The following is a 16,180-nucleotide window of genomic DNA, read 5'->3' as shown; positions in this document are numbered from 1 at the left end:
TATTTTTATAGATGCCAATCCATAATCATCTTGGCAATACTGCCCAAGATAATTATGCTGGTTTACCCAATATACTAATTTGAAAGGAGTATGACATGCACATACCTGAGCTTATTTCTGATTTAGCTCTCATGCTGCTGGTAGCCGGAATTATGACGCTCATATTTAAGCGCTTCCAGCAGCCTTTAGTTTTAGGGTATATTATTACCGGTTTTATGGTAGGCCCTTATTTTACGCTGGTCCCGGCAGTTACCGATGTGGTAAGTATTAGTACCTGGAGCGAAATCGGTATCATTATTCTGATGTTCTCACTGGGATTGGAGTTTAACTTACATAAACTTGCTTCTGTTGGTGGTACGGCAATTATTACAGCTATGACAGAAGTTGTTTCAATGCTGGCAATTGGTTTTGCCTGCGGCCAGTTGATGGGCTGGAGTGTTATGAACAGCGTATTTCTCGGCGGCATGCTGTCGATGTCGTCAACAACCATTATTATCAAAGCATTTGAAGATTTGGACCTAAAAGGGAAAAAGTTTACTGAACTGGTATTTGGCACATTAATTATTGAAGATATTGCCGGCATTTTTATGATGGTCATGCTGTCGACGATTGCAGTCAGCCAGGGAATTTCCGGCGGCGAGCTGGCTGGGCACTTGCTAAAAATGATTTTTTATTTAGCCCTCTGGCTTATTCTCGGGATATATCTTTTGCCTACAATACTCAAAGATGTGCAAAAACTGATGAATGACGAGACACTTTTAATTGTGTCGCTGGGCATTTGTTTTGGCATGGTTTTTTTAGCCAATCATCTTGGTTTTTCTTCGGCTTTAGGATCTTTTTTGGCCGGTTCATTGCTGGCAGGCACTATTCATGCTGAAAAAATCGAGTATATTAATAAACCGATAAAAGATTTGTTTGGTGCCGTATTTTTTATTTCGGTCGGTATGATGGTCGACCCGTCGCTCATCGTAAAGTACGCAGGGCCGATTGTGGTTATTACAATCGCGACTATTTTCGGTAAGGCGATGATGTCGACATTAGGCGTGCTGCTTTCGGGGCAATCATTAAAAACATCTATACTCTGCGGTTTTTCACTCGCACAAATTGGCGAGTTTTCATTTATAATCGCTGCTTTAGGCATCTCGCTGGGAGTAATCAGCGATTATATCTATTCGATTGTAGTCTCCGTTTCGGTTATTACGACATTTACCACGCCGTTTGTCATCCGGGCGGCTGAGGGGAGCTACCTTTATTTAGATAAATGTCTCCCCAAAAAAGTCTCCAAATATCTAAACAGACATACCTCGGAAAACCAGTCGGAAACAGAAAAAGACAGCGATTGGGTTGCCTTTTTTAAAAAATATTTTACCAATTTGATACTATATGCCGTTATTATTCTGGGGATTATTTTGGCGGGGACTTCGTTGCTGGAACCATTTTTGGCTGCGCATATGCCTGCTAGGCTTGCGGCATTGCTGGCGACGCTGGTTACCTTGGTATTGATGGCGCCATTTCTGAAGCCATGCTTATTTAAAAAGAATGAATACTTTATTCCGCTTTGGTTAAAAAGCGCCACCAACCATTTGCCGCTGATCATGCTGATTGTATTGAGGCTGGGAACATTAGTGTTCTTGATTATGCTGCCTTTTACCATTATGCTTGATTTTTCTGAGTTATATATCCTGATAGTGGCGATAGGGCTGGTATTTCTCATTGCCCGCTCAGACTGGCTTATTGCTCCTTACTTGAAAATTGAAGCGCGTTTTCTGGCCAATTTTAATGAGCGAAAGTTAGAGGAAAGAAAAGGCAAGAATATTGGCCATAGCTGGCTGGATGAGCGGATTCACGTAAGTAAGTTCCGTTGCACCGACCAAATCGCTGTTTTGGATAAAACATTGGCCGATTTGCCGGGAACCGAGCGTTCAAAATTGAAAATTATTAAAATTATTCGGGGTGGCAAACATATTAATATTCCCGAAGGGTCGGAACATATCCGGGCAAATGATATTGTTTTTGTTGCCGGCAACGACAAGGTGCTCGACTCCTTTGCTATTTTGACGCAGGTGAATTTAGATAAAAAAGCAGACGGCTGTTATGCGACGTTGCGCGAGTTTATCAAAAACCAGGAAGCCTATGCAGAAGATGACCAGCTGCTCTGCTATGCTGTAACCGTTGAAAAAGATTCGGACCTGGCCGGCGTGGCGATTAAAGATTCTAAGATAAAAGGCGAGTGGGGCGGGTTTTTGCTTGGCTTAGAAAGAGATCTTTACCCAATTTTGGCTCCGGATATTAATATGTATATTCAAGAAAATGATTTGGTCTGGATTTTAGGTACGCAGAGAATGGCCGGGCAGCTGGCTAAAGACGACCTGCTGTAACAGGAAACTATAAAAAAACAGGAGGCTTTGCCGTTGCAAAGCTCCCCTGTTTTTTATACTTTAATTTACTGAATATTTCATTCCAATAAGTCTGCTTTTTAGACAATTGTCACGCCTATGCCGCTGAGAAGAAGCTTTAATTCACAGCTTCGGATATGGGGCCTAACCTTGGTGGATAAGGCCGACACCAATGGCACAGTGGTCTTTTAAGGTCTTTTTTACCATTCCCGCTTCGCTTTCTGTACAGTGCACCACTAAAACGACTTCCGCTTTCCTTGACAAATTGCTCGGCCGATTTTGTCTCTTGGTCATTACCCAGTCAAGGCCGATCCCGCTTGCTACTCCGAGGGCAAGTCCGATAAGCCCGCCTACAATCGGCCCCCAATACCAATGAAAGCCCCAGATTGTTCCCAGCAGCATGAGAATAGTGCCCAGCACCGCGCCACCGTCAATAAGACTTACCCCGTCGGCCCGGTGGATGGTGTCCAGAACCGCCATCTCCCGTGTTTCCTTTTCAAGCGGCACCGCTAAAATTTTCTCCCTGGCGATACCTCTTATTTCAAGGTCCGAGATGGCAAGCTCGATGTACAGGTTGTGGTCAAAGATGGCAAAAATGTGCATACAGTTCCCCTCGCAGTCATACCGGCAGCTCGAAGCGGGAGTCCTGGTAACGACGCTGCAAGTAATTTGCTTGTTCGGCGTCGAACAACTTGTTGAATTCAACGGTATGGTTATAGGCGCTATAGGCGGCAAACAGATACAGGGAAGGCAAGTAGAGCAGCCACTGGACATCGACGGCCTGCGCCACCGCTGCGAAGTCACCGGTCAGCGTAAGATGTATTCCTGGCAGTACATGTGACTGATAACATATGACAACCCACCAAATGAAAAAAAAGAACCCCGAAGGCAAACGATGGGTATAAAGGTGTCCCAGACCGGGCATCGTCGCCGACCAAAAGGCTGCCAGGAGAGGAATTCGTTTGCTCATAATATTGATTTCGAAGGCTCCCATCCGGGCAGGAAGGAGTTGAGCGCCTTCGCGCTCCCCCAGAATGGCACATTTATTTAGCTCTATTGTGCTCCGAAATCCATCCCATATGGCGTAAATATAGGCGCCGATATAGAGAAGCAGCCACCGCTGGTCAAGTGTCTGTGTTGCCGCTTGGAACTGACCTGTAAACGTATAATAGATGGCAAGATTCAGGTGGGACGTGGTATTTATAATGATCTCCCAAAAAACGAGCATAAACCCTTTGATATAGCTGCCCAAAAATATATGGCCAAAACCAGGGAAGGATGCCGACCACCACGCGGTCACCCACGGGTTCCGGAGGTGTATCAAACTGATATTATAGGTATAAGAATAGGCTTTGGGCCGTCGGGTCAGAGTTGTCGGACTAATATCTGCCAGCTTCAAAAACAACACCACCCCGTGTAGTTTCTATTTTTGGGTTATATAGCCATTATATCCAATAATTGAAAATTTAAACAATATTGGCTAGCTATGGGTAGCTTGCGGATCACCCGGTCGATTACCGCCGGTACTCCAAGTTTTTCCTTTCCTCTGTCGGGCTTCGGTATTGCTACCTGCCTTACAGGTTCCGGTTTACGCATGGAACGCAGGGCTTGGGACGTCAATAACACATGAAAAGGAACTGAAACTATCAGGATACTGTCTGCTGACAGCAATGGTATGCAACAAAGATGCCCCGAAGTTTTGCTGTAACAAAATTCGGGGCATTTTTTACTATTTAGCATTCTGATGCGCCGCACCATTTGCTTTAGCTCTTCGGCCAGTGCCTGTTCACCGCGTTTGATCGCTTCCCGTACCATGGAGCCAACTTTACCCGATGCAACGTCGCTCCAATGAGATATTTGTAATAACCTTTTCCTACACACTAGTGTCTTGACCATCTTAGGTAAATATTCCCAAAAGCATAAAGAGCACATAGCCAGAAATAATATACTTAGAAAGAAAATTCGGGGGACTGCATAATGAGTAATCAAGCATTTTTATGGTCGCTATTGATTTTACCTTGGTTAACTTTATTCTTTATGCCGAAAGAAACTATCAAAAGGTGGATGCCTGTTGCTTTATTCTCCGCGCTCACGAGTGTATTAGCTGTAGAATTAGGAGAAAATCTGGGGTGGTTTATTTATGAAGAAGCTGCTTATCCCCTAAGGACATCTTCATATATTATTTTTGGATTAAATATCGTCGTTACTATATGGTTGTTTCTATTTTTCATATGGCCGATTTTGGCGCTATATCGCAATAGATATAGTACTAAACTTTGGATTCGTATATTTAATTCATATCTATTTCCTTGGCAGTAGAGGGCTTTTTCACGAGGTCGGTATTACTCCTTTACTAAACGTGTTAATTGTTACTTTCGATGGTGTTTTAGCATATGGTTATCAAATGTGGCAAGAAAAATTTCTCGCGCCTTCTGAAATCAAATCAGCTAACTATTCTTCGAAGCTACAGCCGGCAGCAACCAAGCCAGTACCCGAAGATCAAGACAATGGAAGACATGAATAGTTTCCTGAATTATCACCACTTTAAAGCCTGATAAGCTGACGATGTTTCGGCGTTATTTACGATCTTGCCTACTGTCACCACTGACATGGGATAGAACTATAACCAAAGAATGCCCCCGAAGTCTCATATCGAGACTTTCGGGGGCATTAACTTATGGGGTTCATTATGCCAGCACTCATAACCCCAGAAGAATGTTCGATAGTTGTCAGGGTTTTCTCCGAATTTTAATTCTCCCTCAGAAAGTGGACATCAGGTTTGCAAGGCTTTTCGTAATATCCGCATCGGTAAAGCAGTATTTCAGGTCGGTAAAATTACCCCTAAGTTTTGCAACTTCTTCCTTGAGGTTTTTATTCTTTAGAACGATGTCCGCTATGTATTCTGCCGTCTGTTCAAACTCTTGGTGCCCGAAGCCGAATCTCGTCATTTCGGCAACGCCGAGCCTGATGGCGCCGGCAGCCGAGAAGCCTTCTTCTTCGGGTGTAGCCTGATAGTTGACGATGATATTGTTGTTTTCCAGCCTGTTTGCTATTTCCGGCCCGGTGCCGTATCCCACCCTCACAATGACCTGATGTGTCTCCGTGTAAGACAGGGAAGGATCACCGGCAACATCCAGGCCGGCCTGCTTAAGGCATTTTGCAAAATACTTGGCATTTTGGATTACATGCTGCTGATATTCATCTTTGAAGCTGTTCATTTCATAGGCGGCCATCAACAGCCCCAGCATAGTACCCAGGTGGTGATTGCTTACGCTGCCGGGAAAAGCCCTGGTTTCGATGGTCTCCCATAAGCCGAATTTATAATCATCCTTGTCGTAATTACCGGCAATGATGCCTCTTTGGGTGCCGAAGAAGGTCTTATGGGTTGAACCGGTGACAATTTCCGCCCCTTCGGCAAAGGGATTCTGGAAGTAATCGCCGGCCAGGCCAAGCACGTGGGCCATGTCATACATGATCACGGCATTGATGTTCTGGTCATCGATGAACTGCCGGATTTCTCTTACCGGTTCTTTATGCAATACCATGCTCTTGCCGAAAATGATCAGCTCCGGTTTATATTTCTCGATGACTTTTTTCGTTGCCTCCACATCAATTTTGAAACTATTATCCTTTTCTACCGGGAAACTGACAACGGCGTTTTTCTCGGTAACAGGATCAATGGCGATGTAGTCATGCAAAGCGCCCATCGGCTGGGCACTCAGGTGCCCGCCCCTGATGATGTGATTGTTCAGTACATAGCCCAGGCGGGAAGGGTCCTTTTTTCTGTTTACCCGGTTTTTAAAATCCATAATTGCACTAAAAACGGCCGCGTTTGCCATCTGCCCGCTGACAACTCTTGTTTCTACCGCCGTGCAATTGAGGTATTTTCTTAGTTCTGCCATTAATAACTGTTCGATCTCATTAATGAAACCGGTGCCTTGATAGTAAAAAACATCGTAGTCATAGAACGATTTCGTTTTCTTGTGCTCCGCATACCGGCAGGCAGGGTCCATTACCGACAACAGTCTGACAGCAGCCGAAGAGGTCTGTTCAGAAGGAATCAGGTTAATGGTTGCTTGCTGCCGCCAGGCAGTATTGCGGCAGCTTTTTTCGATAAGCTGCAACGCTTTGGTCTTGTAGTCTGCCGGACTGTCGAAGGTGCCGCCTGCTTCCACGCCATAAATAATCGGCCTGGCAAAGGGCGGAGCATCGCTTTTGAGATGATACGGCGTGATAACAGCCTGCACCCTGTTGCCTCTGATCTCTACCGCCACCTTGTCGTTCACTTCTACATCGCCGTTAAGCAGGGCCAGGCCGATGGCTCTCGTTGCTTTATCCCCGGTAATTGTGCTTGCCAGCCCATAGCCTTCGGTCTTTAGATAAGGCACCATGGTGGCGCTTGTTATGTAGCCAATTTCCTTATCCCCCTGGAATACCATGCAGCCGGCCCTGGCCACCCCTTTATCAAGCAAAGCAATCGGTTTTATAATTCTGGCCAAAGCCGCCAAGCCGGCATAAACTCTGGCCATGATCTTTTTATAGCCTTCATATTGCTTGGCCAAAGCCTCTCTGCCGATATAATTGCCTTTGACTGCCGCAAAGCTTACGGCAAATTTAGCCAAAGGGCACGAAAAAATCGGGATTTCCCTGCCGTCAAGACCTAAACCCAATTCATGTCCATACAGAGGCAGTCCGGCTTCAAGCCGCAGTGTATCCCTGGCGCCCAGACCGATAGGCATGGCCCCGTACGCCAGCAGAGTCTCCCAAACAGCGGCAGCCGCAGAGGCGTTAATAAACAATTCAAAGCCTAAGGGCTCGCCGGTATAACCCGTCCTGGCAACAAGCACTTCTTGCCCGTCGATTTTTAGAATTTCCAGGGCGTTCTTTACCGGTTCAGTAAGCGAAACGCTGCCGGTCAGGTTACTGAGGATGTTCTTCGAGTCCGGTCCCTGCAGGGAAATCATCACCAGCTCGCCGGACTTATCGGTAACCGTTGCGTCAAATTGGGCTATTTCCCGTTGCAGGTGTTCCCAATCCTTCTCCGCGTTGGCCGCATTGACAACAAGCAAATACTCATCCTCATAAAAGCGGTAAAGATACGCATCATCCACCGCGCCGCCGTTCTCGTTCGCAATTATGGTATACTGCGCCTGCTTCAGGTCAAGGGCCAACACATTATTTGTTAAAACATACTGGAGAAAACCGACAGCTTCCCTACCGGCGACAACGAATCTTCCCATGTGGGACACATCAAATAGGCCGGCCTTTTTTCGGGTATAAATATGTTCCTCGATGATTCCCGCTTTATAATTGATCGGCATCTCCCAGCCGCCGAAATCCACCAGCTTTGCGCCTGCTTTTAGGTGATTGTCATAAAGTACTGTCCTTTTTAACGCTGTCATATTATCAACCTCCATCATTTTCCTGCAGAAAACCGGCGATGAGCTCCGCGTTTTCATACCTAAATAACTACTAAACATGGTAAATATTGGGGTATTTAGGTGAGAGTATTCTCCTTCCAGAAATAAAATCCTTTATCCGGATAAGCAAAATTCTTTACTAAGTTCAAAGCTGTCTAATCCTTCCTCAGAATTATTTCAGCCAACTAGAGACTTAGCCAATAGAAGACCACCCATATAACAAAATGTCTCGAAGCTCAATACAAGCCCCGAGACATCTTTCATTTATTCTGCAGTTTGATGAACTGCACCATTTACTTTTGCTTCTTCGGCCATGGCCTGCTCACCACGCCTAATCGCTTCTCTGACCATCGAACCGGCTTCACCGGTGGTTACGTCGCTCCAATGAGTTGCCAGTTAGAAAAAGCCGCATAAGGCGGAAGGGATCGTGCGGTATATAGCGAAAGGGAATTTATGGTACTAAATGATGGAGGGATTTATATGCAAAAAATTTTACTAAAGGGTTTAATCGGGATTATACTTAGTGCATTTTTACTTTTCAGTTATATTGCAAGTGTTGAGGCGGCGCAATATACCAGAACTTTAACGGAGAATACAAGAATAACGCCGACTGGGGTTATAGTGGCAACCTGGTCCAATATCCCCAAGTTTAAGAAAGGAACTGTTGTTACGCTTAACGAGTATGGCGAGGTTTTTGAGGGCACATTAGCTGAAGATATAAGCTTGCCATATGAAACCGGGACATCGCAGGCTGCTGTCAGGACAGGCTACACGCCTGTTCCATTCTATGTTTACTCTTATGCAACTAAGGAACCGACAAACAGGGTTCTTCCCTTTAAGGGGGGCACAAAAATTACATTCAATGATAAGGGTGAAGTGATTAATGGTACAATTAAAGGTTCTAAAGAAAGTATCACCCTAAATCAAACAAATCAAATACTTGTATCTAGTGGCGAGATAAGTTTTCATAAAAACGGGATGGTAGCAACGTGTAATTTGGCCAGTGATTCCTATCTGCGGCCTGTCGGGTGGCTGCAAATTTTAACTGAAAACTACACAGATAACTCGGCTTGCTCGGGGCTTGTTGAATTTAAGGCTGGTAAAGCAATTAGTCTAAATGAGAAAGGCGAAGTACTCCAGGGCACATTAAACAAAAATACCAAGCTGCTGTCAGCAGGCAGTATTTTGTCAGCAGGCGGCATTAAAGTTTATGAAGCTGGTACTACGGTAGAATTTGATGATCAAGGCATTGTTGTAAAGGCTTCGAATGCAACAAGCGCTGTGAATTAACTGTCAGAGCTACTCAATAAAAAATCCGTCATCCTGACCAAAGTCAATTGATGACGGATTTGCCTTGCAGAGTTCGATGAGCCGATATGGCATAATAAAATTTGCAAATTAACTACCCTATAGGAGTTTAACAGCCCCAAAGGTAAATAAACTACCTCAGCAGCCTATTCGGTATTCGGACTACCATCCATTATAAACAAGGTGTCGCGAAGCTCAGTACAAGCTCCGCGACACCTTGCATTTATTCCGCATGCTGATGAACAGCACCATTTGCTTTTGCTTCTTCCGCCATTTCTATTGACCCCCGGTACGCGGATGCGTAGTTTATTAATGGGTTAGCTTTGGCAACCCTTGGCCACACGCAAGAGGCCGTTACCGCCCTTCGCCAATACATCCAGATTGGTACCAACCCAAAACTTATGAACATCGCTACCGAAGTTATCCGGCAATTCGGTGGTATACCTTAAATTTGGCAGGTTACGTAAGCCAAATTCCATCCATACTTAACCCCATATGAATTATGCCCAGAACATTTTGTTCCGGGCATTGTTCTTATTTGCTTTTGCTTCTTTCGCCATGGTATCTTCACCGCGTTTTATTGCTTCTCTGACCATCGAACCAACTTCACCGGTGGTCACGTCGCTCCAATGAGATATTCGCACATAACCTTTTTTGCTGCTTCTCCCATAATTAATAACCACAAAAAACGAGAAAGGAATGTAAGTTTTTTCAAGAAATATCTGAATAGCAAAATGTATGGGGGATTTATGGCTGATCCCCCTTTTGCTTACAACTGCATGGACGCTGACAATTTAAAGGCGCGGGGCCCGCCTGCCGTGGCATACCCGTCGGCAAATAAGCCGCTCCAATAATTCCTGTCAAACACATTTTCCACGCTGGCCCGGAAGGTGACCGGGACTTTATTAATGACGGTTTTATACTTCGTGCCGATGTCATAGCGCACCCAGCTCGGTATTTTTACCGTATTGGCGGAATCGACATATTGGGAATTGCTGAAAATTGCCCGGACACTCAAGGTTAAATCAGGATTCCAGGGAGTATCCCATTCCACGCCCAGATTGGCCTGATATTTGGGGACGCCCCACGGTGTATTGCCTTGCTTAGTGCTTACATCGCGGGTATATTCGGCGCGCGTATAGGCGATGCCGCCCAGCAGCCGCACTTTGTCATTGATTGCGCCAAAAGCGTTCCATTCAATGCCGCGGTTGCGCTGCTCCGCGTCGTCACTGACAATTTTCTTGCCATCACTTCGGGTAAGCGTAATCACACTGGGTTTTTCGATCTGATAAAAGCTCAGCGTATTGGCGAAGGTACCACGGTCCCATTTTGCGCCGATTTCGTATTGTTTGCTCTTGTACGGCGCAAATACTTCCCCGTAGTTATCTGCCTCCGTATCGGTTACTTCCGACCCCGGACTCAGCCCTTCGATATAGTTGGCATACAGCGATACCGGAGCGGCCCACGGCTTGACTACCAGCCCGATTGCCGGCGTGGTGGCGTCTTCATCATACTTGGCAGTCACGGCGCCGGTTGTGGCGTTGAAGCTTTTGGTTTTCACATTTTGCTGCCGTACCCCCAGTGTCAGCTGAACTTTTTCCTCGTTAAAAGCAAGCGTGTCGGCGATAAACAGGCTGGAGAGATTGGTTTCACTGGTTTTCGCCGACTTGGACGGGGTCGGCAGTGCGGCTAGATAGGACGCGAGAGATGTGGGGTTATAAATATTTGTCGCAATGCCGGTTATCCGGTTCCAGGCAAAGGCGGATTCCGTATCCATAGCATTGTAGCCTACGGCCAGTTGATGGTTAACCGCGCCGGTCCGATAGTTGCCGCGCAAGCCCAGTTCGGCCGCAACGCTGTCTTGCCACCAGTTTTGCTTAAGCATACTGATCGTGCCGTCGCCATTTGACTTGAAACCGACGACGTTAGTGCCGGAGAGAAAACCGGTTCCCCTGTTTGCCAGTTTGCCCATACTGGCATAAGCGGTTACATTGTCACTAACGTCGTATTCGCTTTTAAAAAGAAAACCATTATTCCGGCCTTTGCCATAGATGCCTGGAAAGGGGTTGGCGGAAGCGTCCGGCGCCTTCACGTAGCCGCCGGCTAGACCATACATGGCAACGGAGCCGTTGTCAAACGATTCCTCAGAACTGAAGGCATCCAGGGATAAACGCCATCTGTCGTGACGGTAATCCAGCCCCAGGGCGCCCAACTGACGTTTCTTAGACTGTCCGTCGGTTTCGGTGTCGCCGTCCGCATATACGCCGTTGAAGCGGACACCGAATTCTTTATTTTTGCCGAAGCGGCGCCCTAGGTCAAGATGGCCGCCTAACTGAGACGAGGAGGTATAATCGGCAGTAAAAGAAGCAAAGTCTTCCTCCCCGGCGCGCTTGGGCACCAGGTTGATAGCGCCGCCCACCGAGGTGTTCACGCCGCCGTAGAGAAAGGAACTGGGTCCTTTGAGCACCTCCACCCGTTCCAGAAATTCAACCGGAATATGATCGAAGTGTGCCAAACCCTGCATGCCGTTAAAATAAAGATGCTGATAACTTACATCGAATCCGCGGATCTTATAATTTTCGACAAAATGTCCGTTGGAGGTGGTGAACCTGATGGAGGAATCGTTGCTGAGCACGTCGTACAAGGTACTGGCCTGCTGATCTTCCATAGTCTGGACGGTATAACTGGTGATGCTGAAGGGCGTGTCCATGAAATCCCTGTTGCCCAGAATGCCAACGTTGCCGCCCCGGGCCACCTGGCCGCCGGCGTAGGGCGGGGGCAGAGTATCCCTGCCGGCGGTCACTTCAATCTTTTCCAGGGTGAATTCACGCTGAGCGGCAGAATCCGGTTTGCTATCCGTCTCACCGGCAGCTGCGGCCGTTGCCGCCGTATCCTCGGCATAGGTTACCGGCGTGTGCCAGAACAGGCTGCTGCCGATCAGGGCGTAAAGCAGACGCTTTCTGGCGGGGGACAATTTTTTCTTCATGCTGTGTCAACTCCTTCTGTTGGTGGAAATACATTGTCTGCCTGGCTGCTTCCAGCCACAGGACCGTTTGGTCATTGCGCTATAACACAAAAATTTGGCAATACTTTTAAATAATGGCTTTTTTTTGATATAATAATGATTATCAATATCAAAAAAACTAATGGTTACAGCATAGCAAGCAATAAAATTTAAGTAAATGGATATCTGTCTGAAACACCTGGATTTTTCCCGGGTCTTTGACCGTTCAATAACCTGAAGCGCGGCGTAAATCTGTTTCGCAGGGGGAAAGCATGAAAATTAACGCAAATGAACTCATGGACTATTATTCTAAGGCAACAATATCATTTTTTGATACAGTTTCTGATGCCGTTCCGAGTGGGCTTAAGGGCGAAGGGTGGCGTACATACCCCAAAGCAGGCGGTATTATCATTCCTATTGAGGGAAGCGCCTGCTTTACGTTCAACGGTACGCCTTATGTGATGACGCCCGGTATGGTCATTCATGCCGGGCCGGATATGCGCTTGGACAAAGAGGTGATTGGAAACAAAACTTGGCGTTACGCATTGGTTCACTATAAGATCCCGGAGCACGAATACGCTTCCTTTCCCTATTATCACAGGCATTTCAATATTCCTGTGGGGACGAATCCCCGCTTAATGAACATGATGCTGCAGTTGCTGGTGAGCGATGCCACACAGGGCGGGCAGGCGGCTCTGCATCGCCGCTCCCTGTTTTATCATCTGATTGAAGAAATCGTTGTGTCGGCAAAAAGGGAGCACCGGGACAACGTCGGCGAACTAATCGATGATGCCGTTGCTTTTATTCAGGAAAATTATTCACGACAGTTTACTATTGCTCAGCTTGCCGCGCAATATGGCATGGATGGGAAACGGTTTGCAGAGCTGTTCCAAAGACATATCGGTATGCCACCGATCCGTTATTTGACCGATCTTCGTATCGAGCGTTCCAAGGAGCTTTTGAGAATAAGCAACTGCCCTGTTATGCAGGTGGCGGAGTGCGTAGGCTATATTGATTCCTATTATTTCAGCCGAATATTCAAGAAAATTGCAGGGATTTCACCGACGGATTTTCGGGTAGAAGCGAAAGCGGGAAAAGTATAGCTTCGAGCCGAAAAAAGTCCATTTACTTGCCCGGCGTGCTTTGTTATACTTACCGATGCTGAGTTCGATAAGACTAACTAATCGATATAAGAGGAATGAACAATGAAAAGATCGCTGGGACTTTTAGTCGCAATCGCATTATTGACAGGGCTTCTGGCAGGCTGTGCCGGGGCGCCTGCGAAGGATAGCACAAGCGGCGCCGCCGGGGAAGCGGCGTGGCCCAGAACAGTGGAGGATGATTACGGGCATCGCATTACGCTTGCAGAAAAGCCCGAACGAGTCGTGGTGCTGTATTACGGCCACATTGAAACCCTTATTGTGCTCGGTCACCCCCCGGTTGGGGCGGCGCTGGCCCACACGGCAATGCGCGGATTTGAAACACTCGAACGGTATGCGGATAAAATTGAAATCATTGACGTAGGGGATCCGTCAAAACCTAATTTGGAGCGAATACTGGAAGTTGCTCCCGATTTGATTATTGGTACGGCGACACATACCGGGGCTTATGATGATCTTAGTAAAATAGCGCCTACCGTTTTGTTTAACAGCGAAGACTGGGCAGCCAATCTGTACGACTATGCAGAATGCCTGGGTGCTGAGAAAGAGGCAGAGCAATATATCGCCGACGTGGATGCCTTAATGACGGATGCCAGAGAAAAACTGTCCGAATATAAAGACAAAACCTTCTTTATTGCTTTTGACCTTGGCAAAAACACCTTTGGCGCTATTGGTACAAAGGTAACCAGGCAGCAGGTTTTCTTTGACGATGAAACCGGACTTGGTCTGACGGCGCCGGCTGGAAGCCCGGAGGAATTTGGGCAGATAGCGCTGGAGTCATTAGCGGAGTTCGACCCTGATTACATCTTTATTATTGGTAAGCTCGGCTCGGAGAAAACAGGCTATGAACCAACTTTTTTGGAGGCGGGCACCGCAGATTCGAATATCTGGAAATCGTTAAAAGCCGTGCAAGCAGGAAATGCGTATTTCCTTGACCCCGCTTGCATGACGGGCTCGCCGCTGGGTATAAAACTGGCGATTGAAACGATTGCGGACAGTGTTGTCTTGCATTAGGCGTCAAGGTAACCCTAAGTGCTGCATAGATGGACAGAATTGCGCAAAAGAACATTATATATCTCTGCCCTTTAGCCGGGCGCGGCCTGCGCCTGGTTTCTTATTGCCCAAATTACTCTACTGCCGCTGAAAGGAGAGGTAAAATGGTTAAAAACATGAAACGCTTTCTAAAATACTACCGCCCCTACAAAGGCTTGTTTTTTCTGGATTTGTTCTGTGCGGTGGCGGCGGCTCTGCTGGGGCTGCTTTTTCCCTTCACAGTGAGTCGCATCGTGGACACCCTCCTGCCCGCCGGAAACTGGGGCTTGATTTTATCTTCCTGCGCCGCACTTGCGGGCGTCTACCTGGTCAATACCGCCCTCAAATATGTGGTGGACTATTGGGGGGAGCGGCTGGGCCTGTATATCGAAACTGACCTGCGCACGGAGCTTTATACCCACATGCAGAAGCTTTCCTTCCGCTTTTTTGATAATCATAAGACAGGGCAGCTTGCTTCCCGGATTTCCAATGATTTGCTGGATGTGGGAAACATGGCCCACTACGGGCCGGAGCATTTCCTGATTGCGGTATTTACCCTGATCGGCTCCCTGTTCCTGATGTTTTGCGCCAACTGGCAGCTTGCGCTTTTACTGGGTGTCTTTGTCCTGATGCTGCTGGCCATGAACATCTACTTTATGCAAAGGCTGGTGGCGGCCAGAGGGCGTATGTTCGGAGCCATTGGGGGCTTTATATCCCGGCTGGAGGACGGCATCGGCGGTATCCGCGTGGTGCAGGCGTTTGCCAACGAAAATTATCAGAGAAAGCTGTTTATGAAGGACAACCAAAAATTCTGTGAGGCGAAAATCGAGGGTTTCAAGAATACTGCCAAAAATGAGGCCGTTACCTATATTTTCATCAACCTGCTGCCGGTTCTGGCCCTGCTGGGAGGGAGCTGGTTTACCTTAAACGGAGGCATGAGCAGCGGCGGGCTGTTCAGCTTCATCCTGCTGGCAACTGTGATGGTGACGCCCGTTCAGATGCTGGCCGCCTTTTCCGTCCGCTTTCCCAACGGCATGGCGGGTTTTAAGAATTTCCTTGAAATCATGGACACCGAGCCGGAAATCAAGGATGCTGCCGGTGCTGTAGAGGTGAGCTCTCTGCGGGGCGATATCAGATATGAAAACATTACCTTCGGCTATAACCAGGGACAGGCCGTGCTGGAGAATATCAATTTGTCCGTCTGCGCCGGTGAAACGGTCGCCTTTGTGGGAGCCTCCGGTTCGGGTAAAACCACCCTGTGCAGCCTGCTGCCCCGCTTCTACGAACCAGAGGCCGGGCACATTGCCATCGACGGCATGGATATCCGGGATATGACGCTGTATTCCCTGCGACGGCAGATCGGTGTGGTGCAGCAGGACGTTTTCCTGTTTGCCGGTACGGTCCGGGAAAACATCCAGTTCGGCAAGCTGGACGCCACGGAGCAGGAGATATGGGCGGCAGCCCGGCGAGCCCAGCTTGACGCGTTCATCCGGGAGCAACCGGACGGGCTTGACACCATCATCGGGGAGCGCGGAGTGAAGCTCTCCGGCGGGCAGAAGCAGCGGCTTTCCATTGCCCGGATGTTCTTGAAGAACCCGCCCATTCTCATTTTGGACGAGGCCACTTCCGCGCTGGATACCCAGACCGAGGCGGCAATCCAGCAATCGCTGGCTGAGCTGTCCAAGGGACGCACGACACTGGTTATCGCCCACCGGCTGGCGACGGTGCGCAACGCCGACCGCATCGTTGTATTGACGGAAAGCGGCATCATGGAACAAGGCAGTCACGAACAACTATTGCAACAAGGCGGGATATACAGCCGCCTGCATCGGGGGCAGGCCGGAGCGTAGGGTCGAGGAG

General features: G+C 47.8%; 12 protein-coding genes. 6 read left to right on the top strand and 6 right to left on the bottom strand.

What is annotated here, in order from left to right; genetic code table 11:
• Positions 1-95: 95 nt before the first annotated feature.
• Positions 96-2,378, top strand: a complete 2,283-nt coding sequence (locus tag SPTER_RS02285) for a cation:proton antiporter domain-containing protein (RefSeq protein WP_144348871.1) — start codon at positions 96-98, stop codon at positions 2,376-2,378.
• A gap of 162 nt (positions 2,379-2,540) precedes the next feature.
• Here SPTER_RS02285 and SPTER_RS02280 read toward each other — a convergent pair whose 3' ends face one another.
• Genes SPTER_RS02280 through SPTER_RS02270 form a run of 3 tightly spaced genes read right to left on the bottom strand, consistent with a single transcriptional unit; the run spans position 2,541 to position 4,211 of the window.
• Complete coding sequence (locus SPTER_RS02280) at positions 2,541-2,999, bottom strand: hypothetical protein (RefSeq protein ID WP_144348870.1); 459 nt, start codon at positions 2,997-2,999, stop codon at positions 2,541-2,543.
• A 16-nt stretch (positions 3,000-3,015) separates the two neighbouring features.
• Positions 3,016-3,795, bottom strand: coding sequence for a hypothetical protein (locus SPTER_RS02275; RefSeq protein ID WP_144348869.1), 780 nt, complete (start codon positions 3,793-3,795; stop codon positions 3,016-3,018).
• Positions 3,796-3,830: 35 nt separating this feature from the next.
• Positions 3,831-4,211, bottom strand: coding sequence for a hypothetical protein (locus SPTER_RS02270; protein ID WP_170233070.1), 381 nt, complete (start codon positions 4,209-4,211; stop codon positions 3,831-3,833).
• Between the two features lie 162 nt (positions 4,212-4,373).
• On the opposite strand from SPTER_RS02270, the gene SPTER_RS25180 reads away from it, so the two are divergent.
• Positions 4,374-4,715: a hypothetical protein gene (locus tag SPTER_RS25180; protein ID WP_144348867.1), complete on the top strand. Its 342-nt coding sequence runs from the start codon at positions 4,374-4,376 to the stop codon at positions 4,713-4,715.
• A gap of 440 nt (positions 4,716-5,155) precedes the next feature.
• Here SPTER_RS25180 and gcvT read toward each other — a convergent pair whose 3' ends face one another.
• Entirely contained in the window at positions 5,156-7,798 is a 2,643-nt protein-coding gene (gene gcvT, locus SPTER_RS02255; protein WP_211367398.1) for a glycine cleavage system aminomethyltransferase GcvT, read from the bottom strand.
• A gap of 498 nt (positions 7,799-8,296) precedes the next feature.
• Here gcvT and SPTER_RS02245 point away from each other — a divergent pair, with 498 nt between their 5' ends.
• Positions 8,297-9,106 carry a hypothetical protein gene (locus tag SPTER_RS02245; protein WP_144348866.1) on the top strand — a complete coding sequence of 270 codons (810 nt, stop codon included), beginning with the start codon at positions 8,297-8,299 and terminating at the stop codon, positions 9,104-9,106.
• A 518-nt stretch (positions 9,107-9,624) separates the two neighbouring features.
• Here SPTER_RS02245 and SPTER_RS24500 read toward each other — a convergent pair.
• The gene (locus tag SPTER_RS24500; RefSeq protein ID WP_170233069.1) at positions 9,625-9,768 is read right to left on the bottom strand and encodes a hypothetical protein; all 144 of its coding nucleotides are present in this window, start codon (positions 9,766-9,768) and stop codon (positions 9,625-9,627) included.
• 125 nt (positions 9,769-9,893) lie between these two features.
• The gene (locus tag SPTER_RS02240) at positions 9,894-12,110 is read right to left on the bottom strand and encodes a TonB-dependent receptor (RefSeq protein WP_144348865.1); all 2,217 of its coding nucleotides are present in this window, start codon (positions 12,108-12,110) and stop codon (positions 9,894-9,896) included.
• 290 nt (positions 12,111-12,400) lie between these two features.
• On the opposite strand from SPTER_RS02240, the gene SPTER_RS02235 reads away from it, so the two are divergent.
• The 3 genes from SPTER_RS02235 to SPTER_RS02225 all read left to right on the top strand — a co-directional run bounded on the left by SPTER_RS02235 (position 12,401) and on the right by SPTER_RS02225 (position 16,170).
• Positions 12,401-13,231: an AraC family transcriptional regulator gene (locus SPTER_RS02235; protein ID WP_144348864.1), complete on the top strand. Its 831-nt coding sequence runs from the start codon at positions 12,401-12,403 to the stop codon at positions 13,229-13,231.
• A gap of 102 nt (positions 13,232-13,333) precedes the next feature.
• Entirely contained in the window at positions 13,334-14,302 is a 969-nt protein-coding gene (locus SPTER_RS02230) for an ABC transporter substrate-binding protein (RefSeq protein WP_144348863.1), read from the top strand.
• 143 nt (positions 14,303-14,445) lie between these two features.
• Positions 14,446-16,170 carry an ABC transporter ATP-binding protein gene (locus SPTER_RS02225; protein ID WP_246105444.1) on the top strand — a complete coding sequence of 575 codons (1,725 nt, stop codon included), beginning with the start codon at positions 14,446-14,448 and terminating at the stop codon, positions 16,168-16,170.
• The last annotated feature ends 10 nt before the right edge of the window (positions 16,171-16,180 follow it).

Source organism: Sporomusa termitida, assembly GCF_007641255.1.
In the GTDB taxonomy this organism is placed as follows: Bacteria; Bacillota; Negativicutes; order Sporomusales; family Sporomusaceae; genus Sporomusa; species Sporomusa termitida.
The sequence above is the reverse complement of the archived record's forward strand: the minus strand, read 5'-3'. Positions and strand labels throughout refer to the sequence as shown.

Bases quoted from the DNA above. Each gene is read 5' to 3' on its own strand.
- SPTER_RS02225 (WP_246105444.1), top strand. From the start codon at position 14,446: ATGGTTAAAAACATGAAACGCTTTCTAAAATACTACCGCCCCTACAAA.
- SPTER_RS02285 (WP_144348871.1), top strand. From the start codon at position 96: ATGCACATACCTGAGCTTATTTCTGATTTAGCTCTCATGCTGCTGGTA.
- SPTER_RS25180 (WP_144348867.1), top strand. From the start codon at position 4,374: ATGAGTAATCAAGCATTTTTATGGTCGCTATTGATTTTACCTTGGTTA.
- SPTER_RS02235 (WP_144348864.1), top strand. From the start codon at position 12,401: ATGAAAATTAACGCAAATGAACTCATGGACTATTATTCTAAGGCAACA.
- SPTER_RS02230 (WP_144348863.1), top strand. From the start codon at position 13,334: ATGAAAAGATCGCTGGGACTTTTAGTCGCAATCGCATTATTGACAGGG.
- SPTER_RS02280 (WP_144348870.1), bottom strand. From the start codon at position 2,999: ATGCACATTTTTGCCATCTTTGACCACAACCTGTACATCGAGCTTGCC.
- SPTER_RS02240 (WP_144348865.1), bottom strand. From the start codon at position 12,110: ATGAAGAAAAAATTGTCCCCCGCCAGAAAGCGTCTGCTTTACGCCCTG.
- SPTER_RS02245 (WP_144348866.1), top strand. From the start codon at position 8,297: ATGCAAAAAATTTTACTAAAGGGTTTAATCGGGATTATACTTAGTGCA.
- gcvT (WP_211367398.1), bottom strand. From the start codon at position 7,798: ATGACAGCGTTAAAAAGGACAGTACTTTATGACAATCACCTAAAAGCA.
- SPTER_RS02270 (WP_170233070.1), bottom strand. From the start codon at position 4,211: ATGGTACGGGAAGCGATCAAACGCGGTGAACAGGCACTGGCCGAAGAG.